A 14,226-nucleotide genomic window follows, 5' to 3' on the forward strand; every position below is an offset into this window, starting at 1 on the left:
CGCTTGACTGTCAAGCGCTGGAGCTATTTTTGACGCATGAATCAGGCGCCGAACTCGGCCGCCAGTTCCTTGGCACGGGCCTCTGCCGCGCGCATGGCGGCGATGAAGTGCGCGGGCACCTGTGCAGCCTGCAGGTGCGTGATGGCGGCGTGCGTGGTGCCGCCCTTGCTGGTCACGCGCTGGCGCAGCACCTCGGCGCTCTCGGGCGAGCGCGCGGCCAGCTCCGATGCACCCTGGAACGTGGCCACGGCCAGCTGGTAGGCCTGCGCGGGCGGCAGGCCCATGTCCACGCCGGCCTGGGTCATGGCTTCGAGGAACAGAAACACATAGGCCGGGCCGGAGCCCGACAGCGCGGTGACCGCGTCGAGCTGCTCCTCGGCCTCCACCCAGACAAACTGGCCGGTGGTGGCGATCACGCGTTCCACCAGCGCCTTGCCCTGCGGGTCCACTTGCGGGCGGGCGAACAGGCCGGTGATGCCCTTGCCCACCAGCGCGGGGGTGTTGGGCATGGCGCGCACGATGTGCTGCGTGTCCAGCCAGCGCGCGATGCTGTCCGTGGGGATGCCGGCGGCCACGCTCAGGTGCAGGGCGGTGGCGGTGTGGGCGCGGGTGGCGGCGGCGGCTTCCTTGAAGGTCTGGGGCTTGACGGCCCAGACGACCAGCGCGGCGCGCGCGAGCGCATCGCCAGCCGCGGGCTGCGCGGTGATGCCGAACTTCTCCCGCAGCGCAGCGCGCGCGGGCTCGAAGGGTTCGACCACCTCGATCTGGCCGGCCGGCAGGCCGCGCTGCAGCAGGCCGCCGATGATGGCGCTGGCCATGTTGCCGCCGCCGATGAAGGCAATGGGGGGAAGGGGGGATGCGCTGGCTGTCATGGGATTGGGCGGGGAAGCGATGGGGTCAGGCGGCATTGTGCGCCGTCCAGCATCATTCAGAGTGATTCAAAAACAGGAGCTGCTTGCGCTTGCTACGCAGTGGATTCAGAGGGTTTTGTGTCTGAAAATGGGTTGCAGCAAGCGCCAGCAGCTATGGTTTTTACGTCAACCGGGTAGCACGGTCTGCGCGACGGCGTGTTCCCAACGCGCCATCAACGCCTCGGCCTGGCTGCGCGGCAGGGTGGGGGTGAAGCGCCGCTCGGCCTGCCACAGGGCAGACAGTTCGTCGGTGCTGGCATACACGCCGCTCGCCAGGCCCGCCAGGTAGGCGGCGCCCAGGGCGGTGGTCTCCACCACGGCGGGGCGCACCACGGGAATGCCCAGCAGGTCGGCTTGGAACTGCATCAGCAGGTCGTTCACGCAGGCGCCGCCGTCCACGCGCAGCTCGCTCACCGGGGCGCCGCCTGCGGCCACGGCGTCGCGGCTCATGGCGGCCAGCAGCGCGGCACTCTGGTAGGCAATGGATTCGAGCGCGGCGCGCGCGATGTGCGCGATGGTGGTGCCGCGCGTGAGGCCGGTGATGGTGCCGCGCGCGTCGGGTTTCCAGTAGGGCGCGCCCAGGCCGGTGAAGGCAGGCACCATCATCACGCCGCCCGAGTCGGGCACGCTTTCGGCCAGCGCCTGCACCTCGGAGCTGGCCGAGATGGCGCGCAGCCCGTCGCGCAGCCACTGCACCACGGCGCCGCCCACGAACACGCTGCCTTCCATGGCGTACTCGGGCGATTGGCCGGCCTGCGCTGCGCTGGTGGTGAGCAGGCCGTTCTCGCTTTTCTGAAAGCGGCTGCCGGTGTGCATGAGCATGAAGCAGCCCGTGCCGTAGGTGTTCTTGGCCATGCCGGCGGTGAAGCACGCCTGGCCGAAGAGCGCGCTTTGCTGGTCGCCTGCCACGCCGCCGATGGCGATCGGGCCGCCCAGCAGCGCCGCGTCGGTGGCGCCGAAGTCGCTGGCCGATGGCAGCACTTCGGGCATCAGCGCGCGCGGGATGCGCAAAAGCTGCAGCAGCTCATCGTCCCACTGGTTGGTGTGCACGTTGAACAGCATGGTGCGGCTGGCGTTGCTCACGTCGGTGACATGGCGCGTGCCGCCGGTGAGCTGCCAGATGAGCCAGCTGTCCACGGTGCCGAAGGCCAGCTCGCCGGCCTCGGCCGCGTCGCGCGCGCCGGGCACGTGGTCCAGCAGCCACTGCAGCTTGGTGCCGGAGAAGTAGGCGTCGATCAGCAGGCCCGTCTTGGCCTGGATGGCGGCGGCATGGCCCTGTTCGCGCAGTTGCGCGCAGGCGGGCTCGGCGCGCCGGTCCTGCCAGACGATGGCGTGGTGCACGGGCTGGCCGGTGCGGCGGTTCCACAGCACGGTGGTCTCGCGCTGGTTGGTGATGCCCAGGGCGCGCACGTCCTGCGCGGTGATGCGCGCCTCGCGCAGCGCGTCCTGCGCGGTGGCGAGCTGCGTGCGCCAGATCTCGCGCGGGTCATGTTCCACCCAGCCGGGGCGGGGATAGATCTGCGGCAGCTCGCGCTGCGCCTGGGCCACGATGCGGCCACGTTCGTCGAACACGATGCTGCGGGAGCTGGAGGTGCCTTGGTCGAGTGCGAGCAGGTAGGTCATGGGCGGAGCGTAACGTGTTGGGGCGCTGTTCAGTCGCCGGGAGGGCCTCTCATGCGGCAGCCACGGTGCATTGCACGCCGGCCTCGTGCAGCAGGGCCGGGAAGGGCTCGGGCGGCGGCGCGTCGGTGAACAGCCGGTCGATCTGCGCGAGCTGCGCCAGCTGCACCATGGCCGGACGGTTGAACTTGGTGTGGTCGGCGGCCAGCCAAACCTCGCGCGCGTGTTCGATGATGGTCTGCGCGACCTTCACCTCGCGCATGTCGTAGTCGCGCAGCGAGCCGTCGGGCTCGATGCCGGAGATGCCGATGAGTGCGATGTCCACGCGGAACTGGCGGATGAAGTCCACCGCCGCCTCGCCCACGATGGCGCGGTCGCGCTTGCGCACCACGCCGCCGGCCACGATCACCTCGCAGTCGGGGTTGGCGCACAGGATGGCGGCCACGTTCAGGTTGTTGGTCAGCACGCGCAGGCCCTTGTGGTGCAGCAGCGCCTTGGCAATGGCTTCGGTGGTGGTGCCGATGTTCAGGATCAGCGAGCAGTTATCGGGCACCTGCGCGGCCGCGGCGCGCGCGATGCGCGCCTTGCCCGTGGAGTTCAGCGCCTCGCGCTGGGTGTAGGCCAGGTTCTCCACGGTGGAGCTGGGCATGCGCACCCCGCCATGAAAGCGGCTGACCAGGCCCAGTTCGGCCAGGCGCTGCACGTCGCGGCGCACGGTCTGCAGCGTCACGCCCAGGATGTCGGCCAACTGCTCCACGCTCAGCGACTTGCGCAGGCGTACTTCATCGAGCAACTGGAGTTGGCGGGGGTTGGTGTTCACGGGCGGCGCTGGGGCGGGCATGTCAGTGGGGCGGGATGCACTTTAAAACGAACAAAAAGGAATCGAACAAGGGTAAACCTTGATTCGTTTCGATCACAAAAGAACAAAAATGAATGAATACGAAGATTTTGTCGGGAGTGGCAGGCGTGCGGACGCCTGGCACCCCGCTGCCACAGGGGAGGCGAGGAGCGCGCATGGAGCTGATTTTGGACGGCATCACCAAGCGGGTCGGCCCGCAGGTGTGGCTGCATGGCATGGACCTGCGGCTGCACAGCGACGCCGTGACCGTGCTGCTGGGGGCCACGCAGGCGGGCAAGACCAGCCTGATGCGCATCATGGCCGGGCTGGACCGGCCCACCGAGGGCCGCGTGCGTGTGGACGGCGTGGACGTCACCGGCGTGCCCGTGCGTGAGCGCAACGTGGCCATGGTGTACCAGCAGTTCATCAACTACCCGTCGCTCACGGTGGCGGACAACATCGCCTCGCCGCTCAAGCTGCGCGGCGACAAGAACGTGGCCGCGCGCGTGCGCGAACTGGCCGAGCGGCTGCACATCACGCCTTTCCTCGATCGGCTGCCGTCCGAGCTGTCGGGCGGGCAGCAGCAGCGCGTGGCGCTGGCGCGCGCACTGGCCAAGGGCGCCCCGCTGATGCTGCTGGACGAGCCCCTGGTCAACCTGGACTACAAGCTGCGCGAGGAGTTGCGCGAGGAACTGTCGCAACTGTTCGCCGCCGGAGGCTCTACCGTGGTCTACGCCACCACCGAACCGGGCGAGGCGCTGCTGCTGGGCGGCTACACCGCTGTGCTGCACGAGGGCGAGCTGCTGCAGTACGGCCCCACGGCCGAGGTGTTCCACGCGCCGCGCTCGCTGCGCGTGGCACGCGCCTTCAGCGATCCGCCCATGAACCTGCTGCCCGCGCAGCCCGTGCCCGGTGGCGTGCAGCTGGCGGGCGGCAGCGTGCTGGCCCTGCGCCAGCCGCTGCAGGCCCCTGCGGGCGGCACGCTCACGGTGGGCCTGCGCGCCAGTGCCCTGCGGCTGGCCCAGCGCGCGGGCGACGTGGCGGTGCAGGGCGTGGTGGAGCTGGCGGAGATCTCCGGCTCCGACACCTTCGTGCACGCCGCCACGCCCTGGGGCGCGCTGGTGGCGCAGGTCACGGGCGTGCACTATCTGGAACTGGGCAGCGCCGTCACGCTGTACCTCGATCCGGCGCAGGCCTATGTGTTCGGCGCCGATGGCGCGCTGGCCCTGGCGCCCGTGCGCGCCTCGGAACGCGCGCAGGGAGGGCACTGACATGGCGCGCATCGAGCTCAACCTGGCGCATTCCTACAAACCCCGCCCGCAGCAGGACAGCGACTACGCGCTGCTGCCGCTGGACATGGTCTTCGACGACGGCGGCGCCTACGCGCTGCTGGGCCCCTCGGGCTGCGGCAAGACCACCATGCTGAACATCATGTCCGGCCTGCTCGTGCCCTCGCAGGGGCAGGTGCGGTTTGACGGCCGCGACGTCACGCGCGCGAGCCCGCAGGAGCGCAACATCGCCCAGGTGTTCCAGTTCCCGGTGATCTACGACACCATGACGGTGGCCGAGAACCTGGCCTTCCCGCTGAAGAACCGCAAGGTGCCTGAGGCGCACATCCGCCAGCGCGTGGGGAAAATCGCCGAGATGCTGGAGATGAGCGGCCAGCTCGACCAGCGCGCGGCCGGCCTGTCGGCCGACGCCAAGCAGAAGATCTCGCTGGGCCGCGGCCTGGTGCGCGAGGACGTCGCGGCCGTGCTGTTCGACGAGCCGCTCACGGTGATCGACCCGCACCTCAAGTGGCAACTGCGCCGCAAGCTCAAGCAGATCCACCATGAGCTCAAGCTCACGCTGATCTACGTGACGCACGACCAGGTGGAGGCACTCACCTTCGCCGACCAGGTGGTGGTGATGACGCGCGGGCGCGTGGTGCAGATGGGCACGCCGGGCGATCTGTTCGAGCGCCCGCAGCACGCCTTCGTGGGCCACTTCATCGGCTCGCCGGGCATGAACTTCCTGCCCGCGCAGGTGCAGGGCGGCGAGGTCACCGTGGCCGCGCAGCGCTGGGCCCTGCCGCGTGCGCTGCCGGAGGGCGCCGTGCAACTGGGCGTGCGCCCCGAATACCTGGCCCGGGCCGACGCGCATGCGCCCGGTGCGTTGCGCTGCACCGTGGCGCGCGTGCAGGACGTGGGCACGCACCAGATGCTCACGGCCACCGTGGAGGGTCAGTCCCTCAAGGCCCGCTTCGCGCCCGAGCAGGCGCTGCCCGCGCCGGGCGAGGCGGTCTGGCTGCAGGTGCTGGGCGAGCACACCTGCTTCTACAAGAACGAGGAGCTGCTGCCATGAATGGCTACCCCCTGAGCCGCTGCGCGGCTTCCCCCTGGATGGGGGACGGCGCCCTTTGCTGCGGAGCGGCCCTTGCTGGGCGCCCCGCCGTCTGCGCCGCACCAGTGGTGCGCGTCGCAGGCAATGCCCACTCCCTGGAGCACTGCCATGAGTAGTACGACCAAACCCGTGAACCAGAAGGCCTGGTTCCTGGTGCTGCCGGTGATCCTGTGCGTGGCCTTCTCGGCCATCCTGCCCTTGATGACGGTGGTGAACTACTCGGTGCAGGACATCATCAGCCCCGAGCGCCGCGTGTTCGTGGGCACGGAATGGTTCGCCGCCGTGCTGCGCGACGAGGAACTGCACGGCGCGCTGCTGCGCCAGCTCACGTTCTCACTGGCGGTGCTGTTGGTGGAGATTCCGCTGGGCATCCTGCTGGCGCTCAGCATGCCCGCGCAGGGCTGGAAGTCGTCGGCGGTGCTGGTCATCGTGGCGTTGTCGCTCTTGATCCCGTGGAACGTGGTGGGCACCATCTGGCAGATCTTTGGCCGCTCGGACATCGGCCTGCTGGGCGCGGCGTTCGAGGCCATCGGCTTCGACTACAGCTACACCGGCAACGCCACCCACGCCTGGCTCACCGTGCTGGCCATGGACGTGTGGCACTGGACCCCGCTGGTGGCGCTCTTGTGCTTCGCGGGGCTGCGCAGCATTCCCGACGCGTACTACCAGGCCGCGCGCATCGACGGTGCGAGCAAGTTCGCCGTGTTCCGCTACATCCAGCTGCCCAAGATGCGCGGCGTGCTCATGATCGCCGTGCTGCTGCGCTTCATGGACAGCTTCATGATCTACACCGAGCCCTTCGTGCTCACGGGCGGCGGGCCGGGCAACGCGACCACGTTCCTGAGCCAGTACCTCACGCAAAAGGCCGTGGGCCAGTTTGACTTGGGGCCTGCGGCGGCGTTCTCGCTGATCTACTTCCTCATCATCCTGCTGCTGTGCTTCATCCTCTACAACTGGATGCAGCGCGTGGGCACCACGCCGAAGGAGGGTGCCGGCCATGAATGAGCCCCGCTTCCAGAAACGCACGCTGTTCCTGATCGCCTACCTGGTGTTCGCCGTGCTGCCCATCTACTGGATGGTCAACATGAGCTTCAAGACCAACGAGGAGATCCTGTCCAGCTTCTCGCTGTGGCCCCAGCACTTCACCTGGGCCAACTACCAGACCATCTTCACCGACGAGAGCTGGTACTCGGGCTACATCAACAGCCTGATCTACGTGGCCATCAACACGGTGATCTCGCTCACCGTGGCGCTGCCCGCGGCCTATGCGTTCAGCCGCTACCAGTTCCTGGGCGACAAGCACGTGTTCTTCTGGCTGTTGACCAACCGCATGACGCCGCCGGCCGTGTTCCTGCTGCCATTCTTCCAGCTCTACACCACCGTGGGGCTGATGGACACGCACATCGCAGTCGCCCTGGCGCACCTCTTGTTCAACGTGCCGCTGGCGGTGTGGATCCTGGAAGGCTTCATGAGCGGCATCCCGCGCGAGATCGACGAGACGGCGTACATCGATGGCTACTCGTTCCCGCGCTTCTTCCTCACCATCTTCCTGCCGCTGATCAAGGCGGGCGTGGGCGTGGCGGCGTTCTTCTGCTTCATGTTTTCGTGGGTGGAATTGCTCTTGGCACGCACGCTCACCAGCGTGAATGCCAAGCCCATCGTGGCCACCATGACGCGCACCGTGAGCGCCAGCGGCATGGACTGGGCGACGCTGGCCGCTGCCGGGGTGCTGACCATCGTGCCCGGCGCCATCGTGATCTGGTTCGTGCGCCACTACATCGCGAAGGGGTTCGCGATGGGCCGTGTTTGAGGAGGGCGGGCAATGTTTGACTGGATGGCCTGGACCACCCCGGTGGCGGTGTTCTTCACCTGCATCGTGCTCATGCTGATCGGCATGACGGTGTGGGAAATCCAATCCCCCACGGTGGAGCGCAAGGGCTTCCTGCCCATGACCACCACGCGCGGCGACCGGCTGTTCATCGGCCTGCTCACCGCCGCGTACATCAACCTGGCCTGGGTGGGCCTGGGCGAGAAGATGGCCCAGTGGTTCTCGCTGGAGGCCGAGCCCTCGGTGTGGATCAGCTTCGTGCTGTCCATGCTGGTGCTGGCGCTGGTGCTGCGCAAAGGGTAGTCAAAAAGGATAGCTGCTTGCGATTGATTTACGGGGATTTGAGATAGAAAACTATCTGAAAGTCAATAACAACAAGCGCGAGTAGCTCACATTTTTATAAAAGGGGCCAGCCGACTCTCCCCCGGCACCGGCGCCCATCCAACCCCCGGGGAGCGTTCTTGTGAGGAGACAGCAATGAAGATGCAGTTCAAGGCGATCGCGTTCGCCGCCGCGGCGCTGGCGCTGGGGCAGGCAGCCTGGGCCGGCGAGGCCGAGGCCAAGAAGTGGATCGACAGCGAGTTCCAGCCCTCCACGCTGAGCAAAGACCAGCAGATGGCCGAGATGAAGTGGTTCATCGACGCGGCCAAGAAGCTGCAGGCCAAGGGCGTGAAGGAGATCGCGGTGGTCTCCGAGACCATCACCACGCACGAGTACGAATCCAAGACCCTGGCCAAGGCCTTCAGCGAGATCACGGGCATCCAGGTCAAGCACGACCTGATCCAAGAGGGCGACGTGGTCGAGAAGCTGCAGACCTCCATGCAGTCGGGCAAGTCCATCTATGACGGCTGGATCAGCGACTCCGACCTCATCGGCACCCACTACCGCTACGGCAAGATCCTGAACCTGTCCGACTACATGGCCGGCCCGGGCAAGGATTACACCAACCCCGGCCTGGACCTGCAGGACTTCATCGGCACCAAGTTCACCACCGCCCCGGACGGCAAGCTGTACCAGCTGCCCGACCAGCAGTTCGCCAACCTGTACTGGTTCCGCGCCGACCTGTTCGACCGCAAGGACTTGAAGGACAAGTTCAAGGCCAAGTACGGCTACGACCTGGGCGTGCCGCTGAACTGGAGCGCCTATGAGGACATCGCCGAGTTCTTCACCAACGACGTGAAGAACATCGACGGCAAACCGATCTATGGCCACATGGACTACGGCAAGAAGGACCCGTCGCTGGGCTGGCGCTTCACCGACGCCTGGCTGTCCATGGCCGGCAGCGCCGACATCGGCACGCCCAACGGCCTGCCCATCGACGAATGGGGCATTCGCGTGGCCGACGACAAGTGCACCCCCGTGGGCGCCAGCGTGGCCCGTGGCGGCGCCACCAACTCGCCGGCCGCCGTCTATGCGCTCACCAAGTACGTGGACTGGATGAAGAAGTACGCGCCCAAGGAAGCCATGGGCATGACCTTCGGCGAGGCCGGCCCCGTGCCCGCCCAGGGCCAGATCGCGCAGCAGATCTTCTGGTACACCGCCTTCACCGCCGACATGACCAAACCCGGCCTGCCCGTGGTGAATGCCGACGGCACGCCCAAGTGGCGCATGGCCCCCGGCCCCAACGGCCCGTACTGGAAGCAGGGCATGCAAAACGGCTACCAGGACGTGGGCAGCTGGACCTTCTTCAAGGACCACAACCCCGACCGCCTGGCCGCCGCGTGGCTCTACGCCCAGTTCGTGACGGCCAAGACCACGTCGCTGAAGAAGACCGTCGTCGGCCTGACGCCGATCCGCGAGTCCGACATCCGCTCCAAGGCCATGACCGACATGGCGCCCAAGCTGGGCGGCCTGGTCGAGTTCTACCGCAGCCCTGCGCGCGTGGCCTGGTCGCCCACCGGCACCAACGTGCCCGACTACCCCAAGCTGGCGCAGCTGTGGTGGAAGAACGTGGCCCAGGCCGTCACGGGTGAGAAGACCCCGCAGGCCGCCATGGACACACTGGCCGACGAGATGGACCAGGTGATGGCCCGCCTGCAGCGCGCCGGCATGGAGCGCTGCGCGCCCAAGCTGAACGCCAAGGGTGACCCGGCCAAGTGGCTGAGCGACCAGCACGCGCCCTGGAAGAAGCTCGCCAATGAGAAGCCCAAGGGCGAAACCATCAACTACAACACCCTGCTGCAGGCCTGGAAGGACGGCAAGGTGCGTTGATGCCGCAGCGGATGGGCCCTTTGCCGGGCCCATCCCCGCGGATCCGGTCACAATTCAGGGTAAACCCTGATTTTTCCGCCAGGGTTACGGACCATTCCCCTTATGACTAGCGACACCTCCACCCCTTTGGCAACCGTACGGGCCGACCTGCTGGCCCGCCTGGCTCAACCCGTGACCTACGACCTAGCGGTCGTCGGAGGTGGGGCGACGGGCCTGGGGGTGGCGCTGGATGCGGCGGCGCGCGGCTTTTCCGTCGTGCTGCTGGAATCGCACGACTTCGCCAAGGGCACCTCCTCGCGTGCCACCAAGCTGGTGCACGGCGGCGTGCGCTACCTCGCTCAGGGCAACATCGCCCTGGTGCGCGAGGCGCTGCACGAGCGCACCACGCTGTTGCGCAACGCCCCCCACCTGGCGCAGCCGTTGGCATTCGTCATGCCTTCTTACAAGGTGTGGGAAACACCGTTCTACGGTGTGGGCCTGAAGATGTACGACGCCCTGGCCGGCAAGGCGGGCCTGGGGCCTACCGAATTCCTTGGGCGCATGGAAACCCTGCGCTGCCTGCCCACGGCCATGGCCGACGGGCTCAAGGGCGGCGTGAAGTATTGGGACGGGCAGTTCGACGACGCCCGACTGGCCCTGGCCCTGGCGCGTACCGCCGCGCAGCGGGGGGCCCTGCTGCTCAACTACTGCCCCGTGGACGACCTGTTGTACGACGGGGGGAAGGTGGCGGGCGTGGTTTGCCAGGATGCCGAGACCGGGCGGCGCTACGAGGTGCGTGCGCGCTGCGTGGTCAACGCCACCGGCGTGTGGGTGGATGCCCTGCGCCAGCGCGATGGCGATGTGAGCGGCCAGCCCGCCAAGCCCATGGTGGCGCCCAGCCAGGGGGTGCACATCGTGGTGGACCGCGAGTTCTTGCCCTCCGACCATGCGCTGATGGTGCCCAAGACGGCCGACGGGCGGGTGCTGTTTGCGGTGCCCTGGCTGGGCAAGGTGATTTTGGGCACGACCGACAGCCCACGCCAGGATCTGGCGCGCGAGCCCCAGGCCATGCGGGAGGAAGTGGCCTTCATCCTGGGGGAATCGGCGCGCTACCTGCGGCGCGCCCCCCAGGCGAGCGATGTGCGCAGCATCTGGGTGGGCCTGCGTCCCTTGGTCAAGCCCTCGGACGAAGACGCCGCCGCCACCAAGAGCATCAGCCGGGAACACACCGTGCTGGCCAGCCGCAGCGGGCTGGTCACCGTGACTGGCGGCAAGTGGACCACCTACCGCGCCATGGCCGAGGATGTACTGCTCAAGTGCATGGACGAACACCTGCTGCCGCGCCGCCCGGGCGGGATCACCGTTGCGCTGCCTCTGGTAGGAGCCGGTGCCACCCGGGAGCGACAGGGAATGAACGCGCCCCAGGGTCTGCATTCCTACGGTGACGAGGCCGCGCGGGTGCAAGCCCTTCCGGGTTCGCAGGTGCAACTGGCCGAAGGGCTCAGCGAGGCCATGGTGCGCTTTGCCGCGCGCCATGAGTACGCACGCACCGTGGAGGACGTGCTCGCACGGCGCTCGCGCGTGCTGTTTCTCGATGCGCGCCTGGCGGCCGCGCTGGCGCCGCGCGTGGCGGACATCCTGCGCGAGGAAATCCCCGGCCAGGACCCGCAGCTGCCCGCGTTCCTAGAGTTGGCCGCACACTACGCCACGGTGCCGGTATAAAAAGCGCTTGACGCCCGGTTTTAAGTTTGCGATACTACCGGGCTTCGCGTTAAGTGCGCGAGGTTTCTGCCCAGCGGGAAGCGCCGCAAATGGTTTGCGGCGTGGACGACGGGCCCAAGACTGACTGGCAGGTCGGCCGCCTTGAAAGGCTTCGGGGCATTCGACCGCTGGTGCAAGTTGGGAATATTGAAATGATCCAAACAGAATCTCGGTTAGACGTTGCCGACAATACCGGCGCGAAGTCCGTCCTGTGCATCAAGGTGCTGGGCGGTTCCAAGCGTCGCTATGCCAGCGTTGGCGACATCATCAAGGTGAGCGTGAAGGAAGCTGCTCCGCGTGGCCGCGTCAAGAAGGGCGAGGTCTACAGCGCAGTGGTTGTGCGTACGGCGAAGGGTATCCGCCGCGGCGACGGTTCGCTCGTGAAGTTCGACGGCAATGCAGCAGTGTTGCTCAATTCCAAGCTGGAGCCCATCGGCACCCGCATCTTCGGCCCCGTGACGCGTGAACTGCGTACCGAGCGCTTCATGAAGATCGTGTCCCTGGCTCCCGAAGTTCTCTGAAGGACGCGCCATGAACAAGATCCGCAAGGGCGACGAAGTCATCGTGCTCACCGGGCGCGACAAGGGTAAGCGCGGCACGGTGTCGCTGCGCAAGGATGACTCTCATCTGGTCATCGAAGGCATTAACCTGGTCAAGAAGCATGTCAAGCCGAACCCCATGAAGGGTACGACTGGCGGCATCGTGGAAAAGGCCATGCCCATCCACCAATCCAACGTGGCCATTTTCAATGCCGCTACCGGCAAGGCTGACCGCGTGGGCATCAAGGTGCAGGCCGACGGCACGCGTGTTCGCGTGTTCAAGTCCAGCGGCGCCGAAATCAAGGCTGCCTAAGGAGTCCACATGGCACGACTGCAAGAAATCTACCGCGACAAGATCGCCCCCGAACTGGTCAAGCAGTTCGGTTACACCTCGCCCATGCAGGTTCCCCGTCTGACCAAGATCACGCTCAACATGGGCGTGAGCGAGGCCGTGGCGGACAAGAAGATCATGGACAACGCCGTGGCGGACCTGACCAAGATCGCAGGTCAGAAGCCCGTGGTGACCAAGGCCAAGAAGGCTATCGCCGGTTTCAAGATCCGCGAAGGCCAGGCCATTGGCTGCATGGTGACGCTGCGCGGTGCGCGGATGTACGAATTCCTGGATCGCTTCGTGACGATCGCGCTGCCCCGCGTGCGCGACTTCCGTGGTATCTCCGGTCGCGCATTCGACGGCCGTGGCAACTACAACATCGGCGTCAAAGAGCAGATCATTTTCCCTGAGATCGAGTACGACAAGGTGGATGCCTTGCGCGGCCTCAACATCAGCATCACCACGACGGCCAAGACCGACGAAGAAGCCAAGGCGCTTCTCACGGCTTTCCGTTTCCCGTTCAAGAACTAAAGGCAGCGTATGGCTAAAGTAGCTTTGATCCAGCGCGAACTGAAGCGCGAAAAACTGGCCGCCAAGTACGCCGCCAAGTACGCGGAACTGAAGGCGATTGCCGGCGATGCCAAGCGCAGCGACGAAGAGCGCGAAGCGGCCCGTCTGGGCCTGCAGAAACTGCCTCGCAACGCCAACCCCACGCGCCAGCGTAACCGCTGCGAAATCACCGGTCGTCCCCGTGGCACTTTCCGTCAATTCGGTCTGGGTCGCGCAAAGATCCGTGAACTGGCATTTGCCGGTGACATCCCCGGTGTCACCAAGGCCAGCTGGTAAGCAGGCAGGAGAGATACAACATGAGCATGAGTGATCCCATCGCTGACTTGCTGACCCGCATCCGCAACGCACAAATGGTGTCCAAGGCCACCGTGTCGGTGCCTTCTTCCAAAGTGAAGGTTGCCATCGCCCAGGTGCTGAAGGACGAGGGTTATATCGACGGCTTCGAAGTGAAGTCCGACAGCGGCAAGACTGAACTCGAAATCACCCTGAAGTACTACGCCGGTCGCCCGGTGATCGAGCGCATCGAGCGCGTGAGCCGTCCCGGCCTGCGCGTGTACAAGGGCTGTGGTTCCATTCCGCAAGTCATGAACGGCCTGGGTGTGGCAATTGTCACGACGCCCAAGGGTGTGATGACCGACCGCAAGGCGCGCGCTACCGGTGTCGGTGGCGAGGTGCTTTGCTACGTCGCTTAACGTGGCATTGAGGAGAAGACTGAAATGTCCCGTGTAGGTAAATCCCCGGTAAGCATCCCCGCAGGCGTGGATGTGTCCATCAAGGACGACCAGATCAGTGTCAAGGGTGCTGGTGGCGTGCTGTCGCTGGCGCAGAACGCGCTGGTGAAGGTGTCTAACAACGAAGGCAAGCTGAGCTTTGAGCCGGTCAACGACTCGCGTGAAGCCAATGCCATGAGCGGCACCGTGCGCCAGTTAGTGAACAACATGGTGGTCGGTGTGAGCAAGGGCTTTGAGAAGAAGTTGACGCTGATTGGCGTGGGCTTCAAGGCAGCAGCCTCCGGCAACAAGCTGAACCTGGCCATCGGTTTTTCGCATCCCGTGAACTTCGAGATGCCCACCGGCATCACCGTTGCCACGCCGACGCCCACCGAAATCGTGATCAAGGGTGCTGACCGCCAAGTGGTGGGCCAGCTGGCCGCCGAGATCCGTGCCGTTCGTCCGCCCGAGCCCTATAAGGGCAAGGGTATCCGCTACGCGGACGAAAAAGTCACGATCAAAGAGACCAAGAAGAAGTAAGGAGCT

General features: G+C 66.3%; 16 protein-coding genes. 13 read left to right on the top strand and 3 right to left on the bottom strand.

The features are described from left to right. Window positions 1-41: 41 nt before the first annotated feature. The 3 genes from proC to K2L43_RS02100 form a co-directional block, all read right to left on the bottom strand. The gene (gene proC / locus K2L43_RS02090) at window positions 42-872 is read right to left on the bottom strand and encodes a pyrroline-5-carboxylate reductase (RefSeq protein WP_041836159.1); all 831 of its coding nucleotides are present in this window, start codon (window positions 870-872) and stop codon (window positions 42-44) included. A gap of 165 nt (window positions 873-1,037) precedes the next feature. Next, the gene (gene glpK / locus K2L43_RS02095) at window positions 1,038-2,534 is read right to left on the bottom strand and encodes a glycerol kinase GlpK (RefSeq protein WP_220638407.1); all 1,497 of its coding nucleotides are present in this window, start codon (window positions 2,532-2,534) and stop codon (window positions 1,038-1,040) included. 49 nt (window positions 2,535-2,583) lie between these two features. After that, the gene (locus K2L43_RS02100; RefSeq protein ID WP_135147736.1) at window positions 2,584-3,351 is read right to left on the bottom strand and encodes a DeoR/GlpR family DNA-binding transcription regulator; all 768 of its coding nucleotides are present in this window, start codon (window positions 3,349-3,351) and stop codon (window positions 2,584-2,586) included. A gap of 194 nt (window positions 3,352-3,545) precedes the next feature. On the opposite strand from K2L43_RS02100, the gene K2L43_RS02105 reads away from it, so the two are divergent. The 13 genes from K2L43_RS02105 (at window position 3,546) to rplF (ending at window position 14,220) form a co-directional block, all read left to right on the top strand. Next, window positions 3,546-4,640: an ABC transporter ATP-binding protein gene (locus tag K2L43_RS02105; RefSeq protein WP_123674858.1), complete on the top strand. Its 1,095-nt coding sequence runs from the start codon at window positions 3,546-3,548 to the stop codon at window positions 4,638-4,640. Window position 4,641: 1 nt separating this feature from the next. Beyond that, window positions 4,642-5,712, top strand: coding sequence for an ABC transporter ATP-binding protein (locus tag K2L43_RS02110; RefSeq protein WP_220638408.1), 1,071 nt, complete (start codon window positions 4,642-4,644; stop codon window positions 5,710-5,712). A 147-nt stretch (window positions 5,713-5,859) separates the two neighbouring features. Continuing rightward, window positions 5,860-6,756, top strand: coding sequence for a carbohydrate ABC transporter permease (locus K2L43_RS02115; protein ID WP_123674859.1), 897 nt, complete (start codon window positions 5,860-5,862; stop codon window positions 6,754-6,756). Then, window positions 6,749-7,561: a carbohydrate ABC transporter permease gene (locus K2L43_RS02120; RefSeq protein WP_012655440.1), complete on the top strand. Its 813-nt coding sequence runs from the start codon at window positions 6,749-6,751 to the stop codon at window positions 7,559-7,561. Before K2L43_RS02115 ends, K2L43_RS02120 begins: the two co-directional genes overlap by 8 nt. Window positions 7,562-7,573: 12 nt before the next feature. Beyond that, the gene (locus K2L43_RS02125; RefSeq protein WP_011803850.1) at window positions 7,574-7,882 is read left to right on the top strand and encodes a DUF2160 domain-containing protein; all 309 of its coding nucleotides are present in this window, start codon (window positions 7,574-7,576) and stop codon (window positions 7,880-7,882) included. A 174-nt stretch (window positions 7,883-8,056) separates the two neighbouring features. Continuing rightward, on the top strand, window positions 8,057-9,790 hold the full coding sequence (locus tag K2L43_RS02130; RefSeq protein WP_011803851.1) for an ABC transporter substrate-binding protein: 1,734 nt from the start codon (window positions 8,057-8,059) through the stop codon (window positions 9,788-9,790). Between the two features lie 102 nt (window positions 9,791-9,892). Further along, window positions 9,893-11,491, top strand: a complete 1,599-nt coding sequence (locus K2L43_RS02135; protein WP_220638409.1) for a glycerol-3-phosphate dehydrogenase/oxidase — start codon at window positions 9,893-9,895, stop codon at window positions 11,489-11,491. 191 nt (window positions 11,492-11,682) lie between these two features. Beyond that, window positions 11,683-12,051 (top strand): 50S ribosomal protein L14, encoded by a 369-nt coding sequence (rplN, locus tag K2L43_RS02140; protein WP_011803853.1) that lies wholly within the window; start codon window positions 11,683-11,685, stop codon window positions 12,049-12,051. Between the two features lie 10 nt (window positions 12,052-12,061). Next, the gene (gene rplX / locus K2L43_RS02145; RefSeq protein WP_011803854.1) at window positions 12,062-12,382 is read left to right on the top strand and encodes a 50S ribosomal protein L24; all 321 of its coding nucleotides are present in this window, start codon (window positions 12,062-12,064) and stop codon (window positions 12,380-12,382) included. 9 nt (window positions 12,383-12,391) lie between these two features. Beyond that, a complete protein-coding gene (gene rplE / locus K2L43_RS02150; protein WP_103738498.1) occupies window positions 12,392-12,931 on the top strand; it encodes a 50S ribosomal protein L5 in 540 nt (179 codons plus the stop codon). Window positions 12,932-12,940: 9 nt separating this feature from the next. Further along, window positions 12,941-13,246, top strand: a complete 306-nt coding sequence (gene rpsN, locus K2L43_RS02155; RefSeq protein ID WP_011803856.1) for a 30S ribosomal protein S14 — start codon at window positions 12,941-12,943, stop codon at window positions 13,244-13,246. Window positions 13,247-13,266: 20 nt separating this feature from the next. Continuing rightward, a complete protein-coding gene (gene rpsH, locus K2L43_RS02160) occupies window positions 13,267-13,662 on the top strand; it encodes a 30S ribosomal protein S8 (RefSeq protein ID WP_220638410.1) in 396 nt (131 codons plus the stop codon). Between the two features lie 24 nt (window positions 13,663-13,686). Further along, window positions 13,687-14,220, top strand: a complete 534-nt coding sequence (rplF, locus tag K2L43_RS02165) for a 50S ribosomal protein L6 (RefSeq protein ID WP_011803858.1) — start codon at window positions 13,687-13,689, stop codon at window positions 14,218-14,220. The last annotated feature ends 6 nt before the right edge of the window (window positions 14,221-14,226 follow it).

The sequence above is a fragment of the Diaphorobacter sp. MNS-0 genome, assembly GCF_019602835.1.
In the GTDB taxonomy this organism is placed as follows: Bacteria; Pseudomonadota; Gammaproteobacteria; order Burkholderiales; family Burkholderiaceae_C; genus Diaphorobacter; species Diaphorobacter nitroreducens.

Coding starts and splice junctions, on each gene's coding strand:
- proC (WP_041836159.1), bottom strand. CDS start 872: ATGACAGCCAGCGCATCCCCCCTTCCCCCCATTGCCTTCATCGGCGGC.
- K2L43_RS02125 (WP_011803850.1), top strand. CDS start 7,574: ATGTTTGACTGGATGGCCTGGACCACCCCGGTGGCGGTGTTCTTCACC.
- K2L43_RS02135 (WP_220638409.1), top strand. CDS start 9,893: ATGACTAGCGACACCTCCACCCCTTTGGCAACCGTACGGGCCGACCTG.
- rplX (WP_011803854.1), top strand. CDS start 12,062: ATGAACAAGATCCGCAAGGGCGACGAAGTCATCGTGCTCACCGGGCGC.
- rpsN (WP_011803856.1), top strand. CDS start 12,941: ATGGCTAAAGTAGCTTTGATCCAGCGCGAACTGAAGCGCGAAAAACTG.
- K2L43_RS02105 (WP_123674858.1), top strand. CDS start 3,546: ATGGAGCTGATTTTGGACGGCATCACCAAGCGGGTCGGCCCGCAGGTG.
- rplN (WP_011803853.1), top strand. CDS start 11,683: ATGATCCAAACAGAATCTCGGTTAGACGTTGCCGACAATACCGGCGCG.
- rplF (WP_011803858.1), top strand. CDS start 13,687: ATGTCCCGTGTAGGTAAATCCCCGGTAAGCATCCCCGCAGGCGTGGAT.
- K2L43_RS02130 (WP_011803851.1), top strand. CDS start 8,057: ATGAAGATGCAGTTCAAGGCGATCGCGTTCGCCGCCGCGGCGCTGGCG.
- K2L43_RS02115 (WP_123674859.1), top strand. CDS start 5,860: ATGAGTAGTACGACCAAACCCGTGAACCAGAAGGCCTGGTTCCTGGTG.
- rplE (WP_103738498.1), top strand. CDS start 12,392: ATGGCACGACTGCAAGAAATCTACCGCGACAAGATCGCCCCCGAACTG.
- K2L43_RS02110 (WP_220638408.1), top strand. CDS start 4,642: ATGGCGCGCATCGAGCTCAACCTGGCGCATTCCTACAAACCCCGCCCG.
- glpK (WP_220638407.1), bottom strand. CDS start 2,534: ATGACCTACCTGCTCGCACTCGACCAAGGCACCTCCAGCTCCCGCAGC.
- K2L43_RS02120 (WP_012655440.1), top strand. CDS start 6,749: ATGAATGAGCCCCGCTTCCAGAAACGCACGCTGTTCCTGATCGCCTAC.
- rpsH (WP_220638410.1), top strand. CDS start 13,267: ATGAGCATGAGTGATCCCATCGCTGACTTGCTGACCCGCATCCGCAAC.